This is a genomic window from Phascolarctobacterium sp. Marseille-Q4147 (assembly GCF_017968825.1).
Lineage (GTDB): Bacteria > Bacillota > Negativicutes > Acidaminococcales > Acidaminococcaceae > Phascolarctobacterium_A.
Genome location: NZ_CP072874.1, coordinates 1,452,047 through 1,469,290, shown reverse-complemented (window position 1 = coordinate 1,469,290; position 17,244 = coordinate 1,452,047). Strand labels below are relative to the sequence as shown.

The 17,244-nt window shown below is 45.6% G+C and carries 17 protein-coding genes; 4 read left to right on the top strand and 13 right to left on the bottom strand.

Features of this window, described 5'->3' with window-relative positions; translation table 11 throughout:
* Nucleotides 1–5: 5 nt before the first annotated feature.
* Genes ttdB through budA form a run of 3 tightly spaced genes read right to left on the bottom strand, consistent with a single transcriptional unit; the run spans nucleotide 6 to nucleotide 2,293 of the window.
* Nucleotides 6–632 (bottom strand): L(+)-tartrate dehydratase subunit beta, encoded by a 627-nt coding sequence (ttdB, locus tag KAH19_RS06945; RefSeq protein WP_210683980.1) that lies wholly within the window; start codon nucleotides 630–632, stop codon nucleotides 6–8.
* Nucleotides 632–1,531, bottom strand: coding sequence for a L(+)-tartrate dehydratase subunit alpha (gene ttdA / locus KAH19_RS06940; RefSeq protein ID WP_210683979.1), 900 nt, complete (start codon nucleotides 1,529–1,531; stop codon nucleotides 632–634). The genes ttdB and ttdA overlap by 1 nt, the downstream gene beginning before the upstream one ends.
* 36 nt (nucleotides 1,532–1,567) lie before the next feature.
* A complete protein-coding gene (gene budA, locus KAH19_RS06935) occupies nucleotides 1,568–2,293 on the bottom strand; it encodes an acetolactate decarboxylase (RefSeq protein WP_210683978.1) in 726 nt (241 codons plus the stop codon).
* Between the two features lie 182 nt (nucleotides 2,294–2,475).
* On the opposite strand from budA, the gene KAH19_RS06930 reads away from it, so the two are divergent.
* Nucleotides 2,476–3,405, top strand: coding sequence for a LysR family transcriptional regulator (locus KAH19_RS06930; RefSeq protein ID WP_210683977.1), 930 nt, complete (start codon nucleotides 2,476–2,478; stop codon nucleotides 3,403–3,405).
* A 747-nt stretch (nucleotides 3,406–4,152) separates the two neighbouring features.
* Nucleotides 4,153–5,499: a pyruvate carboxylase subunit B gene (locus KAH19_RS06925; protein WP_210683976.1), complete on the top strand. Its 1,347-nt coding sequence runs from the start codon at nucleotides 4,153–4,155 to the stop codon at nucleotides 5,497–5,499.
* A gap of 150 nt (nucleotides 5,500–5,649) precedes the next feature.
* On the opposite strand, the gene KAH19_RS06920 is transcribed toward KAH19_RS06925, so the two are convergent.
* From KAH19_RS06920 to KAH19_RS06895, 6 genes are all read right to left on the bottom strand, one after another.
* Nucleotides 5,650–6,264: a hypothetical protein gene (locus KAH19_RS06920; protein ID WP_210683975.1), complete on the bottom strand. Its 615-nt coding sequence runs from the start codon at nucleotides 6,262–6,264 to the stop codon at nucleotides 5,650–5,652.
* A gap of 371 nt (nucleotides 6,265–6,635) precedes the next feature.
* On the bottom strand, nucleotides 6,636–7,391 hold the full coding sequence (locus KAH19_RS06915) for a sugar phosphate isomerase/epimerase (RefSeq protein WP_210683974.1): 756 nt from the start codon (nucleotides 7,389–7,391) through the stop codon (nucleotides 6,636–6,638).
* A gap of 21 nt (nucleotides 7,392–7,412) precedes the next feature.
* Nucleotides 7,413–8,504: an ABC transporter ATP-binding protein gene (locus tag KAH19_RS06910; RefSeq protein WP_210683973.1), complete on the bottom strand. Its 1,092-nt coding sequence runs from the start codon at nucleotides 8,502–8,504 to the stop codon at nucleotides 7,413–7,415.
* Between the two features lie 4 nt (nucleotides 8,505–8,508).
* Nucleotides 8,509–9,336: a carbohydrate ABC transporter permease gene (locus KAH19_RS06905; RefSeq protein WP_210683972.1), complete on the bottom strand. Its 828-nt coding sequence runs from the start codon at nucleotides 9,334–9,336 to the stop codon at nucleotides 8,509–8,511.
* On the bottom strand, nucleotides 9,326–10,204 hold the full coding sequence (locus tag KAH19_RS06900) for a carbohydrate ABC transporter permease (RefSeq protein WP_210683971.1): 879 nt from the start codon (nucleotides 10,202–10,204) through the stop codon (nucleotides 9,326–9,328). The genes KAH19_RS06905 and KAH19_RS06900 overlap by 11 nt, the downstream gene beginning before the upstream one ends.
* 67 nt (nucleotides 10,205–10,271) lie before the next feature.
* Complete coding sequence (locus KAH19_RS06895; protein ID WP_210683970.1) at nucleotides 10,272–11,576, bottom strand: ABC transporter substrate-binding protein; 1,305 nt, start codon at nucleotides 11,574–11,576, stop codon at nucleotides 10,272–10,274.
* A 445-nt stretch (nucleotides 11,577–12,021) separates the two neighbouring features.
* On the opposite strand from KAH19_RS06895, the gene KAH19_RS06890 reads away from it, so the two are divergent.
* Nucleotides 12,022–13,899, top strand: coding sequence for a glycine betaine ABC transporter substrate-binding protein (locus tag KAH19_RS06890; RefSeq protein WP_210683969.1), 1,878 nt, complete (start codon nucleotides 12,022–12,024; stop codon nucleotides 13,897–13,899).
* Nucleotides 13,900–15,099 (top strand): glycine betaine/L-proline ABC transporter ATP-binding protein, encoded by a 1,200-nt coding sequence (locus KAH19_RS06885; protein ID WP_210683968.1) that lies wholly within the window; start codon nucleotides 13,900–13,902, stop codon nucleotides 15,097–15,099.
* Between the two features lie 81 nt (nucleotides 15,100–15,180).
* Here KAH19_RS06885 and KAH19_RS06880 read toward each other — a convergent pair whose 3' ends face one another.
* From KAH19_RS06880 to KAH19_RS06865, 4 genes are all read right to left on the bottom strand, one after another.
* Nucleotides 15,181–15,381 carry a cold shock domain-containing protein gene (locus KAH19_RS06880; protein ID WP_009145305.1) on the bottom strand — a complete coding sequence of 67 codons (201 nt, stop codon included), beginning with the start codon at nucleotides 15,379–15,381 and terminating at the stop codon, nucleotides 15,181–15,183.
* A gap of 102 nt (nucleotides 15,382–15,483) precedes the next feature.
* Nucleotides 15,484–15,747, bottom strand: coding sequence for a GIY-YIG nuclease family protein (locus tag KAH19_RS06875; protein ID WP_009145306.1), 264 nt, complete (start codon nucleotides 15,745–15,747; stop codon nucleotides 15,484–15,486).
* Nucleotides 15,748–16,218 (bottom strand): peptidylprolyl isomerase, encoded by a 471-nt coding sequence (locus tag KAH19_RS06870; RefSeq protein ID WP_210683967.1) that lies wholly within the window; start codon nucleotides 16,216–16,218, stop codon nucleotides 15,748–15,750.
* Between the two features lie 23 nt (nucleotides 16,219–16,241).
* Nucleotides 16,242–17,123: a hypothetical protein gene (locus KAH19_RS06865; protein WP_210683966.1), complete on the bottom strand. Its 882-nt coding sequence runs from the start codon at nucleotides 17,121–17,123 to the stop codon at nucleotides 16,242–16,244.
* Nucleotides 17,124–17,244 lie beyond the last annotated feature (121 nt).

The window sequence follows — 17,244 nt, the reverse complement described above, 5'->3', positions numbered from 1 at the left end:
TATCTTTATTTAATAAATTTAACGTGTGGAATAATCTCGTTATATACTTCTTCCTTGCGTTGGTTATAAATTACCTTTTGCTCTTCAAAAAAGTTTCTGCCATAGCTGTCGATAGAAACAATCAGCGGGCCAAACATTTTTACATGGCAGCTCCACAGAGTTTCCGGCATACCCAGCTCACGCCAGTTGGCATCCACAATTTCCTGCACTTCAGTTGCTGCCACAACAGCGTTGCCTGCGGGGAATACGCAATGAATAGCGCCAAAGTTTTTGCAAGCATATTCAGTGTTGGGGCCCATGCCGCCTTTGCCGACGATAACGCGGACACCGGTTTTTTCAACGAACTCTTTCTCAAATTTTTCCATGCGCATGCTGGTGGTAGGACCAACAGATACCATTTCAAATTTGTCATCGCCCAAGGGACGGATAATCGGACCGGCATGCAGAATTGCTTTATCCTTAACATCAACTGGCAGCTCACGGCCATATTCTACGACACGGCGATGTGCAACGTCACGACAGGTGGTAATGTCACCATTCAGATAAACAATGTCACCAATATGAATATTCTTTAAGTCTTCTGCGCTTACAGGAGTAGTTAAAACCTTTTTGCCATCAATTACTTCGTACATTATAAAGTCACCCCGCTATGAGAAAGAATTTTGTAGTTTAAGTTTTTGTCGAATACGATATGGCCACGACGATGAGACCAGCAGCCAACATTTACAGCAACACCGATTACAGACGGATGACGTGCAGAATTTTCTACGTTAACGCCCATAACGGAATATTTGCCGCCTAAGCCTTGAGGACCAAGGCCGATTTTATTGATGCCATCCTCCAGCAGTTGTTCCAGGAGTGCTGCATTCTTGTTCGGGTTATGGCTGCCAATCGGACGCATCAATGCTTTTTTAGCATGCAGAGCAGCTACTTCTACAGAAGTACCAACGCCAACACCTACCAGAAGCGGCGGGCAGGCATTCAAGCCATAGGAGGTCATAACGTCCAACACGAATCTGGTTACACCTTCATAACCGGCACCGGGCATCAGCACCATTGCTTTACCGGGCAGGCTGCAGCCGCCGCCGGCCATATAAGTATACAGATCCAGCTCATCGCTGTTCGGCACAATCTCCCAGAAAATAGTAGGAGTACCGGTGCCAACATTTTTACCGGTGTTGTATTCATCAAAGGTTTCTACACTGTTATGACGCAGCGGAGCTTGCTGAGTTGCGCGAACAACAGCTTCCTTCAGCAGCACCTCCAGCTCGTTGATCAGCGGGAAATTGGTGCCGCATCTTACTACGAACTGCATAACGCCGGTATCCTGGCAGCTGGGACGATTCAGATCCTTAGCCAGCTTCTGGTTCAGCTTCATGGTCTGGTAGATAGTTTTAGACAGCGGGCTGTCTTCCTTTTCTGCCAGCTCATCCAGCTTAGCGATAACATCGTCAGGTAAAACCTTAGCGGTGTGCGCTACAAAATGTGCTACATAGTTTGTTAATTGTTCAACTTGTTCTTGCTTATCCATTTTTACCCTCCATACGCAGCATCGGCTGCAAATTTATTATTTATTGCCTGCTTTCTCCACACTCTCAATTTCCTCCTTGGAAACATCAGTAAGAGTAAGCTTTTGAAAAAACCTTGTTTTAGGAATCAGGAAGTTAAAGCCTTCGGTTCTGCCCATATAAGCCTTGCCCTCCTGCAGGGAGCAGTCAAAAACATGACCGCCCATAGTTCTGTCATCAGAAATAAAATGCACATGCCAGCCTGCAACATTCAAGCCATCCATATATTGCGGAAAATATACGCAAACGAGGCTGCCGCTGACATTTTTAAATTCAAACTCACGCTGATCTGTTTCCAAAACCTTAGCAAATGTTTTATAAGGCTCGCTATGCTGCTTCTTTTCAGAACGCGCGTAAATTTCGTTAAAATACCCATCTATACGGCAAGCGTAGATATTGTTCTCACCATGAGCTTTGCCAACCTCGTCCAGCTTAGCCAGAAGCTCGCTCATATCAGCGATGTTCTCCAGCTCAAAAGCTATATTCTTATTGAGATACGTCACAGAAGCAAACGGCGTCGCAGCGTCTGCAGCAGCAATCTCTACTGTACCATCTGCTTTCGCCCGATAGCAGACACCATCAAGTACAATCATTTCACCATCAACCGCTTCAAAAGTACCTAAGCCTATATCGCCGTTGGTAAGCAGTTCTTCAATTGTTGCATTGCCATAAAAATCACCCTTTGCTAAAGCCTGCAGGGTTGATACCTGATACATTAAAGCCATCCTCTGACCTCCTCATGCTTTTTCTCTAATCAAGACCGCCTGAAACCACATACATTAAAGTATCTGTATGTCATTATCCTGTACTTTAGCAGCAGTCTTTCTTGACCTGCCTTTACTATAACATCAATCTAGTGTATAATCAATTTTATAGAATTAATGTTTCTATAAAGGAGATTTATAGTATGGAGCTAGAAAAAAAGTATATCTACCAGGTCTATCAATGCGGCAGTTTTTCTAAAGCTGCAGAAGCGTTATTCATTACTCAGCCTGCACTGAGCATAGCTATCAAAAAAGTGGAGCAGGAAATAGGTGCTGCCATTTTTAACCGCAGTCAAAGACCGCTCACACTCACAAGCATCGGCGAACTGTATCTGCAGCACATCAAAAAGGAAATGCTGCTGGAGCAGCAGCTCAAGCAGCAGATTGATGATATTCATGGTTTAAAAAGCGGTGATCTGAAAATCGGCGGCACGCATTATATGAATGCTTATCTCCTGCCATCATACATAGCCCAATTCAACATTCTCTATCCCAACATCAACATTACAATGGCAGAAACAAGCTCTGATATGCTCATTGAAATGCTCAAAAATAACGAGCTTGATTTCACCTTCAGCTGTGATGAAGACGTAGTACAAGAGTTTGACAGCTATCCTACTTTTTCAGACCATATCCTGCTCGCCGTTCCGCAAACCTTCGCGCTCAGCGATAAATTACTGGATGATAGCCTGAGCGCAATAGAAGTCAGACACGGCATCCACCTATCGGAAAATTGTCCCAGTGTTGACTTACATCAATTCACGGACTACAACTTCATCCGTATCGACGCCCATGTCAACCTTGGCATGCGCACGCTCAAAATGTTTGAAGAAGCAGAAATTCTGCCACGTATAAAGGTCAAGGTGCCGCAGCTCGTCACAGCCTTTCAGCTTGCGGAGCATGGTATCGGCGCTACTTTTATCAGCGACAAGCTGGTAACCGGCAACGAAACCTCTCTGCGCTTTTTCAAGCTGCAGTCTAAGCAGGCAGAAAGAAAATATTCTCTGCTTTTACCACATAATGTTTACGTTCCTAACGCAGTCATCGAATTCATCAAGCTTTTCCGGCAATGACATTATATGAAGAAAAATACAGCAGCTGAGGGTTTGCCCTTCGGCTGCTTTTCTTTGCGCTTTATTATAAATCAGATTTATATGCTTATTAATTCCATAAAATTGATTTATCTTATTATCCGTGGTATATTTTAGTCAGTTCAAAAAACAGCTGCTAAACAAGCATAAAGAAAAATACACAGTAGCTGTTATCCATACAAATTTTAAAAATCATGTTTTATTTTACGGAGGGATTTTACTATGAATAATGCAAAACAATACTTCAGAATCGAGCCCTGGAAAAGCGTTCGTGCTTTAAAACTTCAACTGCTTGGTCTGAGCGACTAATTAACATCAACGAAAAACATATTTGAACTTACGGAGGTAACTACCATGAATAACGCAAAACAATACTTCAGAATCGAGCCCTGGAAAAGCGTTCGTGCTTTAAAACTTCAACTGCTTGGTCTGAGCGACTAATTAACATCAACGAAAAACATATTTGAACTTACGGAGGTAACTACCATGAATAACGCAAAACAATACTTCAGAATCGAGCCTTGGAAAAGCGTTCGTGCTTTAAAACTTCAACTGCTTGGTCTGAACGACTAATTAACATCAGCAAGACTTTTTATTCAAACTTACGGAGGTAACTATCATGAGCAATGTAAAAGATTTCATCAGAATTGAACCCTGGACAAGCGTACGTACCCTTAAAGTAAATCTGCTTGCTTCGGCAATGCATCTCAACTAACCGGAGGCAAGAGCATGGCAAACAAACCTGTAAAAATCGTAGAAACCGTCCTGCGTGACGGACACCAATCCATCGCCGCAACACGTATGCGCATCGTTGATATGCTGCCCGTGCTGGAGAAAATTGATAACGCCGGCTACCATGCCGTTGAAGCCTGGGGAGGCGCAACCTTTGACTCCTGCCTGCGCTTCCTGCATGAGGATCCTTGGCAGCGCCTGCGTCTGCTGAAGAAGAATCTGCCGCACACCCCGATTCAAATGCTGCTGCGTGGTCAGAACGTTCTTGGCTACACCAATTTAGCCGACGACGTTGTTTCTGAATTTGTTAAACGCTCTGTAGATAATGGCGTTTCCATCATCCGTATCTTTGACGCTTTGAACGATACCCGCAACCTGGAAACCGCAATGCGCGCCACCAAAGAAGCTGGCGGACATGCTCAAGGCTGTATCGTTTATACCATCAGCCCTTACCATAAAGATGAAAATTTTGTGCAGCTTGGCAAAGAACTTGTACAGATGGGTGCCGACTCCATCTGCATTAAGGATATGGCAGGACTTTTACGTCCCTATGATGCTTATAACCTGGTTAAAGCATTGAAGGCTGAAATTAATGTGCCGATTGATTTACATACTCACTTTACCAGCGGTATGGGTGATATGACTTATCTGAAGGCTATCGAAGCAGGCGTAGATATTGTTGATACTGCGCTCTCACCCTTCGCCTGCTCTACCAGCCAACCATGTACCGAATCTTTGGTAGCAACATTACAAGGCACAGAATACGACACCGGCATTGACCTGCCGCTTCTGCATGATTTGGCAGATTACTTCAAAGGTGTCAAAAAGGATCTGGTAGATGATTTCAACCTGAACACCAACATTCCTATCGATCCGAAAGTACTTACCTTCCAAATCCCCGGTGGTATGCTTTCCAATCTGCTCAACCAGATGAAGGAAATGGGCGTTGCCGATAAATATCCGCAGCTGCTCGAGGAAATGCCCCGCGTGCGTAAGGAATTAGGCTATCCGCCGCTGGTAACACCTACCAGTCAGATTGTGGGCACCATGGCAGTACTGAACGTAGCCTTGGGCCGCTATAAGATGATTCCTCGCGAAGTTAAGGATTTAGTTTTAGGTAAATACGGACGTACACCCGCACCTATCGACCCTGAGGTTAAGCGTCTGGCTATCGGCAACGCAGAGCCTATCACCTGCCGCCCCGCGGATTTAATTCCGCCGCAGTTGGATAATTTCCGCAAACGCTTGGCTGAGGACGGTTATCCTAATGCCAGCATGGAAGACCTGCTGAGCTATATTTCTTTCCCGGAAGTAGCAAAAGCATTCTTCGGTCACAACAGATAAGCACAACTCAACTCATATTTCTCTCACTAAAAGTCATCAATATATTCCTACCTTTAATTTAAATACAGCAATTGGACAAAGAGCACAAAAGCCCGAACCTCTTCAGGAGATTCGGGCTTTTCTATATTTCGGGATACACTCTCAGACGTTTTATTGAATTTTTTCAAATTCGCCGTTGTAACGGGCATTTTCCTTGTCATAGGCTGCAGGATCAGCATAGCGGTTAACCTTGCTGTTCAAAGTGCAAGCCTCGGTAATGCAGTCATTAACGGCATTTTTTGTATTGATGCGCGGATCATCTTCACTGGCAATAACATAACCAGCTACACGCAGCATGCTGCTGTCATATTCTTTGATACCATAATCATAGCTGAAAAGCTTACCATCTACAACGGTGCTTTCCTTCAGCGCAACCTTCACAGTGCTGTATTTGCCGACCAGCTTTTCACCGCTGCCAACACCGGCCAGATTGAGCTTCACAACAACCGGCACCCAATTAGGACGGGTAACCAGGGATACATCTGCGGCAGTCAGTTCCTTATCCGGAGCAGCCTGCTTAATCATCTGTACAGGAAAACGCTTGCCGTAATTTGCCATGAGGAAGGCTTCAAATTCAGTCTTACCCTTCTCAACATCATTTTCAAGATTCTGCGCTTCCAAAACAGCCTCCGGAACCTGATACCATAGAACTACCTTTTTTGCAGGGGCAGCAGCGCAAACGGAACACATCAACAGACAGAGAATACAAAGAAACAGTTTTTTCATGGACCTTTCCTCCTCGCTATATTCGTTAACTATATTGTAGCAAGAAAACAGCCCGCTGAAAAGAGTAATTGATAATACATTCCCAAGAAAACGAAAAGAGAGCAAGGCTTTCCCTGCTCTCTCTGCAAATGACAAATTTTCTTACAGTGTTTAAAACACCAGCAAATCTACAGCCATCCAACCGGCAAATAAAATCAATATCGGGTATAAATCCTGCATAACGCTTACCTCCTACGCATATCGCAGACTTAATTCATCTTTGTTATACATAGTATAGCCTCTGAATATTAAATGCAGATTAACCTTAAGGTAAAATCCGGGTAAACAATATTCGATTCCGTTAAATGCTTTTATTTGTCAGTCATAACCTGTTATAATTTATAATCCGCTTTCAGCTCTGCAATATGCGCTTCCAAATCCTTGGTATTGCCAAAGCCGCAGCAGTATTCAAATACCTGCGTAGCCTGCGGTGCATACTTTTTGACAGCGCCGAAATATGCCTTCCAGTCAATATCGCCCTGACCTACCGGCAGATGAGCGTCACCGCTGCCATCGTTATCGTGAACATGGCAGGCCGCTAAACGCTCGCCCAACGCCTTTACTACCGCAGGAATATCCCAACCGTTGACATGCGCATGACCTGTATCAAGCAATGCTCCTGCCTGCGGAAAAATATCAAACAGAGCAACATACTCAGGCAAATCAAACAGTACATTATTTTTAGTACGCAGGCCGACATTTTCAATAAGCACCTTAACGCTATAGCGCTTGCCCAGGTTCATAACCTGACGCAGACGGCGAATAACACGTGCCTGCAAAAGCTCCTTGTCACCCTCAATGGCTTCATTGGTATGCACCACAACAAAATCAGCCTTGCATTTTTGCGCATAGGCAAAGGTCTTTTCTATAACACGGGCATAATTTTTCTGCTTAGAATCAGCAAGATTCAGCGCAACACAGGGAGCATGAATCGAAAGCGCACGTTCGCCCCATTCCTCCACCTGCTGTTTCCAATAATAATCCTTGCCGAACTCATAGAAGAATTCAATACCATACTGCTTATCAAGCCTCTTCATTGCATCCTTCGTAAATCCCGGAAAGAGTAAATCACTGACTTCAAATTGCATACAACTTCCTCCCTTCAAGGCTTAGCGTACCTTCGCTAAGTTTTCACCGCTTTCGGCATCAAATAGGCAAACGTTTTGCCAATCAAAATTGAAGCCGCGGATATCCTCCATTTGCAGGCCTTGGTCACTGTCCTGCAGATAAAAGCTTTCACCGGTTGCCAATTTAAGTGTAGCAGTTTTCAGGTTGCCTGTATTTTCAACAAAGTCTACCTTACCATTAATCATAGCACTTTCAAAGCTCGGTGTGCAAGCCTCAGGACGCAAACCGAAAAGGACCTTGCTGCGGCCGCCAAGCTCCTGCAAGCGCTCCTGCGGCAGCTTCAAAGCGCAGTCACCGACAATAATTTTACCGTCTAAAATCTCAGCCTGCAGAATGTTCATTGCCGGAGAACCGATAAAGGTTGCCACAAAGGTATTGGCAGGATGATGGTAAATATTTGCCGGAGTATCAATCTGCTGAATTCTGCCCTGATTCATAACGGCAATACGATGCGCTACTGTCATTGCTTCAATCTGGTCATGAGTTACATAAATCATGGTCGGCTTGAACATTTCATGGATTTTTACCAGCTCGGTACGTGCCTTCTGGCGCAGTTTAGCGTCCAAGTTTGATAAAGGCTCGTCCAGCAGGAAATACGGTGACTGCTTTACCAAAGCACGGCACAGCGCAACACGCTGCTTCTGACCGCCGCTCAATTCATGCGTCTTTTTATTTTCGTAGCCTTCAAGATGCAGAATTTCCATCGCCATACGCGCACGCTTTTCCATTTCAGCCTGCGGCAGCTTTTGCAGCTGCAAGCCAAAGGTGATGTTATCCCAAACACTCAGATGCGGAAACAGTGCATAGCTTTGGAACACCATAGCAATGTTGCGCTCACCGGGAGCGATATCATTAACCACGCGGCCGTCCATATACAGCTCGCCCTTGGTGATTTCCTCAAAGCCGGCAATCATACGCAGGGTTGTTGTCTTGCCGCAGCCGGAGGGACCAAGCAGAATCAGACGCTCGCCCTTTTGTATCTCCAGATTCAGATCATTGATTACGACATTACTGCCGTAAGCCTTTTGTACATGTGAAAATATAATGCTGTAATCGTTTTGTAAGTTATCCATCTTCTTATCCTTTCACTCCCGATTGCATAAATGTGTTGATAATAAATTTCTGGCAAAAGCCGTAAAGCACTAACGGCGGCAAGCTTGTCAGCGTTGCTACAGCCATAGCGATGCCCCATTCACTGCCACCCTCGGCATTGATAAACATCTGCAATGCCAACGGCAGCGTCAGATTTGCTTTATCCTGCAAAATCAGCAACGGCCAAAAATATTCGTTCCAGCTGTTAATGAAGAATAAAATCGAAATTGCGAGTACCGAAGGCTTAATCAAAGGCATAATAACCTTGAACAGTACCTGATGCGGTTTGGCGCCATCCAAAATTGCTGCTTCCAGCAAAGGTTTGGGAATACCGCGCATAGTCTGACGCATCAGGAAGATACCCATACCGTCTACAAGACCGGGAGGCATAACACCGTAAGGAGTATCCAAAAGGCCCAGCTTAGACATCATCAAATAGTTCGGCATAATCAAAACGGTGATGGGGATGAAGAACGTCAGTAGCATACCGTTGAAAACTGTTTCCTTATATTTGAAGTTGTAATACACAAAGGCAAAGGCTGCCAGTACGCTTGTCGCAGCCTTGCTGGCCGTAACAACGATAGCAATGTAAAACGTATTCCAGATATAGGTCAGCAGCGGAAAGTTATGCAACACCGTAGTGTAGTTGTCAAAGGTCGGCGGAAACGGTAAAGGATTTAACGTAGATTCAAAGACCTGATTCAAATCCTTCAGCGAGGTAGAAATCATAAACACTATCGGCCACAGCATCAGGAAAACTGCAATGAGCAAAAATGCATGCCAATACCATTCATTCTGCAGCTTAGTTTTCATAGTACACCTTCTTTTCCAAATATTTATTCTTCACGAAGAGGAAGATGAGATAGCAAACCATGGTGATAACCGCATAGGCCGCACTGGTGCCTGCCTTGAAGAAGGTGAAGGCATATTGGTAAATAATATATACAAGGTTACTGCTGCCCTGATCCGGACCGCCCTGCGTCAGCATATTTACAGGTACAAGAACGTACTGCAGGCCAAAAACTACCGTTATCGTAAAAACATAAATTGCGGTAGAAGAAGTCATCGGCAAAATAATTTTTTTGAAGATAACCCAGTTGGAAGCGTTCTCCAGCTTGGCAGCTTCAATCATCTCTTTGGGAACCGCAACCATAGCAGCTAGCATAACGATAAGATTATAGCCGAAAACCTTCCAGCCGATAATCGTGCAGATGGCGAAAATAACCAGATAGTTTTCCTTAAACCAACGCGGTGAAGCGATATCAAACTGACTGAGAACAATGTTAATCGGTCCGGCCAGCGGATTGTAAATCCACAGGAACAAAATACTTGCTACCGCCAGTGATAAGGTAGACGGCAGAAACAGCGCGCTACGGTAGAATGCTGTCCACCGATGCACTAAATGTCCCAGGATAAACGAATAAAAATAAGGCAGAACAAAATTCAGCACCAGCATAATTGCTACAAACAAAACGGTGTTGATTAAAATTTTAATCAGCTCGGCAGAGCTGAAAATAGTGATGAAGTTTTCCAGGCCCACAAATTTTTGATTAGGGCTGATCATATTCCAGGAAAAAACACTCAGATATATGTTCTGCAGCAGCGACCAATAATAAAATACCAGAAAAAGTACGGCAGCAGGCAGCAGATAAAGTATTGCTTCCTTGTTGTTCTTACTCATAGCAACCTCCTTTGCGCTATTAGCAAAATAAGCTGCCGCAACTGCGACAGCTTATTTATCAGACTAATTACAGCAGCTTGTTAATTTTTTCTGCGGTTTGATGTAAAGCATCCTGTGCACTCATTTTGCCGCTCAGGATGATATCGCGGGCATCAATCAGCAGTTGTTCAGCCTGCAGACCGTTAGCACCGGGGAAGCTAGCCCATTTGGTAACCTTAGTCATTTCCTGCAGAGCCATTTTGATGTTGGGGTTTTCATCAGCAAGCTTTTTGAAGCCCTTAGGATCATCAGCTACGCCTTTGCGAGGAGGCAGATAACCGGTACCGGTGCTCCATTTAGCAAGTGCTTCCAGAGATTCCAGATATTTGATGAATTCAATAGCAGCTTTTTGCTTTTCAGCATCTTTGGAGAAGACCATCAGGAAGTTGCCGCCTGCAGGAATCTTGGTCGGTTTGTTGCCGAAAGCAGGGAACGGAGAAGCCATTACTTTGAACTTAGCGCCTTTTTCGAAGTTAGCACGTTTACCGATGGTGGTGCAAACCATGCCCAGCTTGCCGCTCAGATAAGCCTGGAAGCCTTCTTCGTTAGTTGCATGCAGGCCGCTGCCGTTTTTAACCATATCAGCTACAACCTGATAAGCTACAGCAGATTCCGGAGTATCAAAGCCTGCTTTAACCTTGCCGTCAACCTTAGTCAGCATTTGGCCGCCGTTGGATTCGATCAGAGCCTGTTGAGTCCAGTTATCGGCATATTCCTGCATGAAGAAGCCCATGTTGCCGGTTTTATCTTTAATTTGTTTAGCTGCCTTGCTAACCTCTTCCCAGGTTTTAGGCGGATTTTTCGGATCTAAGCCGGCTTTTTCAAAAATTTCCGGATTGTAGAAGAGTACAGGAACACTTACGGAATACGGCAGACCGATTTGCTTGCCGTCTTCGGTTTGTGCCAGCTGCAGTACGTTCGGCAGATAATTGTCTTTCATAAAGTTTTCATCGCCGGCAGCTTTAAATGCTTCATTCAAATCGGTGTATTTAAAGTTTTCAGCAGCGTAGTTCAGGAAGGAATAACCCATTTGCACTACATCCGGATTCTTGCCGGAAGCCATAGCAGCCTGCAGGTTTTGCGTCAGGCCTTTGTACATATCCGGGTTATATTTTTCTACTACTTCAATGTTCGGGTGAGTTTTGTTGAAGTCGGCAACCAATTCTTTTACGGTTGCGCCGCCAAAGCTCTCAGCAGCAACGTGCCAATATTCAATCTGCACCTTTTTGCCGGTGTCAGCACTTTTCTTATCGCTACCGCAGCCGACAAGTGCAGTAGTTGCCAGCAGGGAAATCATTGCTGCTGCCAAAACTTTTTTCAGTTTCATTTCCATTCCTCCGTTTACTGATATTCCACAAAAATTATTGTTGTCATCTTTACAACGTGCTTTTATTGTAACGGATGAATGTAAAATCCAAAGTAAGCTTGCGGTTAAATCTGTGTTAAAAAGGTTACAGAAATGAGAAAAATATCCTTGAGCATTCCACAACTCCAAGCAATTTGCTTTATTGGAAGCATAATGCTGCTTAATAAGATTAAAATCCCTGACAGTCACGAAGCGTTATAACAGCTCATCCTTTCTGCTGATAATTTATCATCCTCACCAATATTCGCATACACTTCTCTTTATACAAAACTCTGCATTTACAATAACTTTAGTTTTTAAAGTTATTCTTTTATACATTGTTGCATTTGCAGTTGACAAGAAGAATTTTCGCTTTGTAAAATAAATTTAAGAGGAGTATTTTTCTTTTTATTGCTTTGACGGAGGTGAAGCCATGTTACGAAAATTATCAGCCATTTTTTTACTCATACTGACCTCACTGGGATTTATAGCAGGCAATGTCAACGCCGCTAATGAGCAACCAAAACAAGAGGTTGTTTTTGCAGACGCCGGTTGGGACAGTGTTAAATTTCACAACGCCGTTGCCGGTTTCATCGGCACTCACGCCTATAACATCACGCCTAAGATTATCAGTGGCTCCACGCCCATCATCCAGACGGCGCTGCTCCGCGGCGACGTAGATGTGCATATGGAGCTGTGGACCGATAACGTGCCTACCTTTGAAGCTGACATGAAAACCGGCAAGCTGCTCAACCTGGGCATCAACTTTGATGATGATAAGCAGGGCCTTTATGTTCCCCGCTATCTTATTGAGGGTGACGCCAGCCGCGGCATTAAGGCACTCGCTCCGGATTTGAAAACCGTCAAAGACCTGGCACGCTATGCACATCTTTTCAAGGATCCAGAAGATCCTTCCAAAGGCCGTCTTTACGGAGCTATCCCCGGTTGGAGCATTGATAAGATACTTTATTTGAAATATGAAGCCTACGGCTTAAACAAAAATTATGTCTACTTCCGTTCCGGCAGCGAGCCGGCGCTGAACAGCGCCTTCCTCGCCGCCTACACTAAGGGCGAACCGATTGTAGGCTACAACTACGAGCCGACCTGGCTCACCGGCAAGCTGGACCTCGTTCTGCTGCAGGACGAGCCCTACAATGAAGTCGGCTTTCAACGTGGACTGACGGAAGCTCGCTCCGTTCCCGTCTGCATCATTGCCAACAAACAGCTGCAAAGCAAAGCACCGGAGTTTGTTGCCTTCCTGCAAAAATATCACACAACCAGCGCACTCACTGCGGAAGCATTGGCGCACATTGCAGATACCAAATGCACCTATGACGAGGCTGCCATCTGGTTCATGCAGCGCCACCCCGAGCTGCTCGCACATTGGTTGCCTGAGGATAAGCTGCAAAGCATCAACAAAGCCCTCAAAGGCGATAAAACAACTGCAGCAAGCTGGCTGCTGAGCTTTCCTGAAGAAGTTCAGGTAGACTGGACTAAGCCCATCGACAATTTCGTCAACTACATCAACACCACCTACGCAAGCTTCTTCAATAAGGTGAAGGATATTCTTACCTGGTGTATTCTTTCTATCGAACGATTGCTGAACTTTATTCCCTGGTGGCTGACTATCATCGCTATTGCTGCCTTGGGCAAGGTGCTTACCGGCAAGCTGTCGCGCGGTATTATCTACGGGATAGGACTGTTCGCCATCGGCGCCTTCGGCTATTGGAGCATGATGAATGAAACGCTGGCAGTTGTTATTTCCTCTGTTATCATCTCGTTGCTTTTAGGTCTGCCCATCGGCATCCTTGTGTCCACCAGCAGACTGGCAAATAGACTGCTGCGTCCTCTGCTTGACGCTATGCAGACTATGCCCACCTTTGTTTATATGATTCCCGCGGTTATGCTGCTCGGTCCCGGCAAGGTGCCTGCAGTTCTTGCTACGGTAGTTTATGCCGTTGTACCTGTAATCCGCTTAACCAGCCACGGTATTCAGCAGGTTGATCCAAATGTTGTCGAAGCCTCAGCTGCCTTCGGCGCTTCGCGTTGGCAAACTCTGTTCAAGGTGCAGATTCCGCAGGCCATGCCCACGATTATGACAGGCATCAACCAGACGATGATGATGGCCGTAGCGATGGTTGTAACCTGCGCGATGATTGGTGCCAACGGCCTCGGCATGGAGGTGCTGATTGCCATCAACCGTACCGAATCCGGTCGTGGACTCATCGCCGGTATTTCTATCGTTATTATCGCGATTATCATTGACCGCCTGACGCAAAGTCTGGCTGACAAGAAAAAGGAGGGAAAATAAATGACTGTACCCGTATTACAAGTAAAAAACCTGTACAAGCTGTTTATTCCTCTGGAGCATTCGCAAAACGAGAAAAAAGCTATGGCCATGCTGGAGCAAGGCGCTTCCCGCACCGAAGTACAGGAAGCCACCGGCATCACCGCAGGTCTGATTGATATAAATTTTACGGTCAACAAAGGCGAAGTATTTGTCCTCATCGGTCTTTCCGGCAGCGGCAAATCCACGCTTATCCGTTGCCTGAATATGCTTAATCCGCCAACCTCAGGCACAGTTTATCTTGAGGGCGATAACATTACCGATTTCAGCAGCAAGCAGTTGCAGGAGCTGCGCCGCACTAAGGTAGCCATGGTGTTTCAGAACTTCGGACTTATCAGCAACCGTAATGTTTTGGAAAACACCTATTATGGTTTGGAAATACGCGGCGTACCGCTGAAGGAGCGAACCGAAAAGGCTATGCAGATGCTGGAAATGGTTGGCCTGCAAGGCTGGGAAAAAACGCGCATCAGTGCGCTTTCCGGCGGTATGAAGCAACGCGTCGGCATCGCCCGCGCACTTGCCAACGATCCAGATATCCTGCTGATGGACGAAGCCTTTTCTGCGCTCGACCCTCTGGTACGTAACGATTTACAGTTTGAGCTGCTGCGTATTCAGGAAAAAACCGGCAAAACCATTGTTTTTATCACCCATGATATCAACGAAGCCTTCCGCCTGGGAACACACGTCGGTATTTTACGCGACGGCCGCATGGTGCAGATTGGTACGCCGGAGGAAATGATTACTAATCCCGCGGATGACTATGTACGCAGCTTTATCAATAATGCCGATTCCAGTAAAATCTTCACCGTGCGTAACGTAATGAGTACGCAGACATGTATCGTGCGCAATATCGACGGTGCCGCCGTTGCACTGCGTAATATGAAAAACAGCGGCGTATCCAGTGCTTACGTAGTTGACGAGCATCTGCACTTTATCGGTATTATCACATTGGATAGCGCTATGCAGGTGCTTTCCGGCTATACAACCTTTGATAAAAGCATTCTGCGCAATGTACCTGTGATAGATAATCTTGATACACCTGTGGCAGATATTATGCCGCTTTCGGCAAGCACGCCCTTCCCTCTGCCTGTAATTGACGATAATAAACTGTTTTGCGGTATTGTCACCAAGGCCTCGGTGATATCCTCCTTTGTTACCAGCTGAACTCTCATCCTCCCGCAAACAGCAAAAAAGCTGATGCTCCGGCAGTTACCTGCCTTAGCATCAGCTTTTTATTTGCATTTATTATTCAACATGCACAACGTTAGTTGCCTGTTCGCCACGGTCACCTTGGATAACGTCAAATTCTACGTTCCAGCCTTCTTCCAAGGTTTTAAAGCCTTCGCTTTTAATACCGGAGAAGTGAACGAACAAATCCTTGCCGCCTTCTCTTTGGATAAAACCATAGCCTTTTTCTGCATTAAACCATTTAACTTTGCCTGTCATCTGTAGGCCTCCCTAATTACTATTTGAGCATCTTAAACTCACTTAGCTTATTATAGCCTATATGTACAGGAAAAGCAAATATTTGTCTGAATCTTTATAATTTTATTCTGCAATGCGAGCCTGCCATGTCTGAAGCAAAGCAAGCTTCTGCTCCCGGCGCAGCTTTTTTATGGCACATTCACGCCGCAAAGCCGCTTCCTTATCCGGCAGCTCCTCACTGTAGACCAGCTCCAAAGGACCGCGTCCACGCGTATATTTGGCACCGCGTCCGCTGTTATGCATCGCCAGACGGTGCTCCAAATCATTGGTCCAGCCTGTATATAAGCTGCCGTCCTTGCAGCGCAGCATATATACAAACGCCGCCATTTATTTTACAACCTCTACCTTTTCCATTGTCACAGCTTCGCGCGGACGGTCACGGAAATCAGTCGGTACTACGCCAATCAGACGTACAACATCCATGCCTTCAACAACTTTGCCGAAAATTGCATGGTGTCCGTTCAGCCAGGGAGTCGGTGCCAGAGTGATGAAGAATTGGCTGCCGCCGGTGTTAGGGCCTGCATTAGCCATGGACAGAATGCCCTCGTCATCATGATTCAGGCCTTCACCGAACTCGTCTTTAATCTTGTAGCCGGGGCCACCCATACCGGTACCAGTCGGGTCACCGCCCTGAATCATAAAGCCGTCGATTACACGGTGAAAAATAATACCGTCATAAAAGCCTTTTTCTACCAGCTCGATAAAGTTTTTGGTGGTCAGCGGAGCCTTGTCCTCAAACATTTCGGCAACGAAAACACCTTTATTAGTCGTAAATTTAATTTTTCTGTTTTCACTCATTGATATTTACCTCCAAAATAGCTTTAAAATACTTCATGCTTCAGCAACGCAACAAACAGATAGATACCGCAGCCTGCCGCAGCACCTACAGCCGGCATCAAAGACGGTACGATAGCATTGCCATGCAAAAATGTCAGACTGAACAGCATCATGCAGAAATAACCCTGCATGGTCTGCAGACGCTTCGGCAGCAGACGCTTGCCGTTTTTATCACCCTTGGACTTCACATAATCTGCCACACGGATTTCCGGCAGGAAAAGGATGAAGGCCAGTGCCATGATAATAATATTGCTCATGGACAGTTCATTGGCAACGGTATCATACTTCGCAAAAAGCAAGCAAGCCAGAGAAATACCTGCCAGATAAAGACTACGGAAATAGCCTGCCTGAATTTGGCTTTCCAGAATATAGGCAGCACCGGTCAGCAGCGGGAATACCCACAAGCCCTGCAGGCCAAGCCAGGCAGCACTGCCAATCATAATAACGTTATCAATCAGACGATGTCTGTCACCGGAGCTGCGGTTCAGCATACGCAGGATAAAGAGCAGCCACAGCATTACCAGGATATTGCCTTCACCCATAAAATAGGTTGCTACCAAAGTCAGTCCGCCGCCGATGAAACCGCCGAGCTGACGGTCGGGATCAAGCTCCAAAGCCAGCATATAGCTGAAAAGGAAGGATAAAGCATAGCCCAAAGCACTTACAACAGCAGCACCGGAATCCATACCGGTAGAGCATTTCCATAGCGTTACCACAACGGAAATAGCAACAGCGCACATCATCGCAATACGCACCGGCTTTTTGTCAAAGTCAATCGGGCGTCCCAGGCCAAGATACTCGCTTATGCCCGTAGGATCGTAAGCGGCAGGCTGATCACCTGCATATTTATTACTTTTTTTCGACATATCATCACACCTTATCTGTAAGATTTTAACTATTTTATTATACCACAAGTGCAGTGTCTAGTCATTATGTAAAACATATAAAGGTTGGCGGAAAGTCAGAATATAGCAAAAAAATTTCCCC

Excerpts from the sequence above, each read along its gene's own strand:
- KAH19_RS06880 (WP_009145305.1), bottom strand. The coding sequence starts at position 15,381 with ATGACAGGCAAAGTTAAATGGTTTAATGCAGAAAAAGGCTATGGTTTT.
- KAH19_RS06870 (WP_210683967.1), bottom strand. The coding sequence starts at position 16,218 with ATGAGTGAAAACAGAAAAATTAAATTTACGACTAATAAAGGTGTTTTC.
- ttdA (WP_210683979.1), bottom strand. The coding sequence starts at position 1,531 with ATGGATAAGCAAGAACAAGTTGAACAATTAACAAACTATGTAGCACAT.
- KAH19_RS06900 (WP_210683971.1), bottom strand. The coding sequence starts at position 10,204 with ATGAGTAAGAACAACAAGGAAGCAATACTTTATCTGCTGCCTGCTGCC.
- KAH19_RS06910 (WP_210683973.1), bottom strand. The coding sequence starts at position 8,504 with ATGGATAACTTACAAAACGATTACAGCATTATATTTTCACATGTACAA.
- KAH19_RS06890 (WP_210683969.1), top strand. The coding sequence starts at position 12,022 with ATGTTACGAAAATTATCAGCCATTTTTTTACTCATACTGACCTCACTG.
- budA (WP_210683978.1), bottom strand. The coding sequence starts at position 2,293 with ATGGCTTTAATGTATCAGGTATCAACCCTGCAGGCTTTAGCAAAGGGT.
- KAH19_RS06885 (WP_210683968.1), top strand. The coding sequence starts at position 13,900 with ATGACTGTACCCGTATTACAAGTAAAAAACCTGTACAAGCTGTTTATT.
- KAH19_RS06915 (WP_210683974.1), bottom strand. The coding sequence starts at position 7,391 with ATGCAATTTGAAGTCAGTGATTTACTCTTTCCGGGATTTACGAAGGAT.
- KAH19_RS06895 (WP_210683970.1), bottom strand. The coding sequence starts at position 11,576 with ATGGAAATGAAACTGAAAAAAGTTTTGGCAGCAGCAATGATTTCCCTG.
- KAH19_RS06925 (WP_210683976.1), top strand. The coding sequence starts at position 4,153 with ATGGCAAACAAACCTGTAAAAATCGTAGAAACCGTCCTGCGTGACGGA.
- ttdB (WP_210683980.1), bottom strand. The coding sequence starts at position 632 with ATGTACGAAGTAATTGATGGCAAAAAGGTTTTAACTACTCCTGTAAGC.
- KAH19_RS06930 (WP_210683977.1), top strand. The coding sequence starts at position 2,476 with ATGGAGCTAGAAAAAAAGTATATCTACCAGGTCTATCAATGCGGCAGT.
- KAH19_RS06920 (WP_210683975.1), bottom strand. The coding sequence starts at position 6,264 with ATGAAAAAACTGTTTCTTTGTATTCTCTGTCTGTTGATGTGTTCCGTT.
- KAH19_RS06875 (WP_009145306.1), bottom strand. The coding sequence starts at position 15,747 with ATGGCGGCGTTTGTATATATGCTGCGCTGCAAGGACGGCAGCTTATAT.
- KAH19_RS06905 (WP_210683972.1), bottom strand. The coding sequence starts at position 9,336 with ATGAAAACTAAGCTGCAGAATGAATGGTATTGGCATGCATTTTTGCTC.
- KAH19_RS06865 (WP_210683966.1), bottom strand. The coding sequence starts at position 17,123 with ATGTCGAAAAAAAGTAATAAATATGCAGGTGATCAGCCTGCCGCTTAC.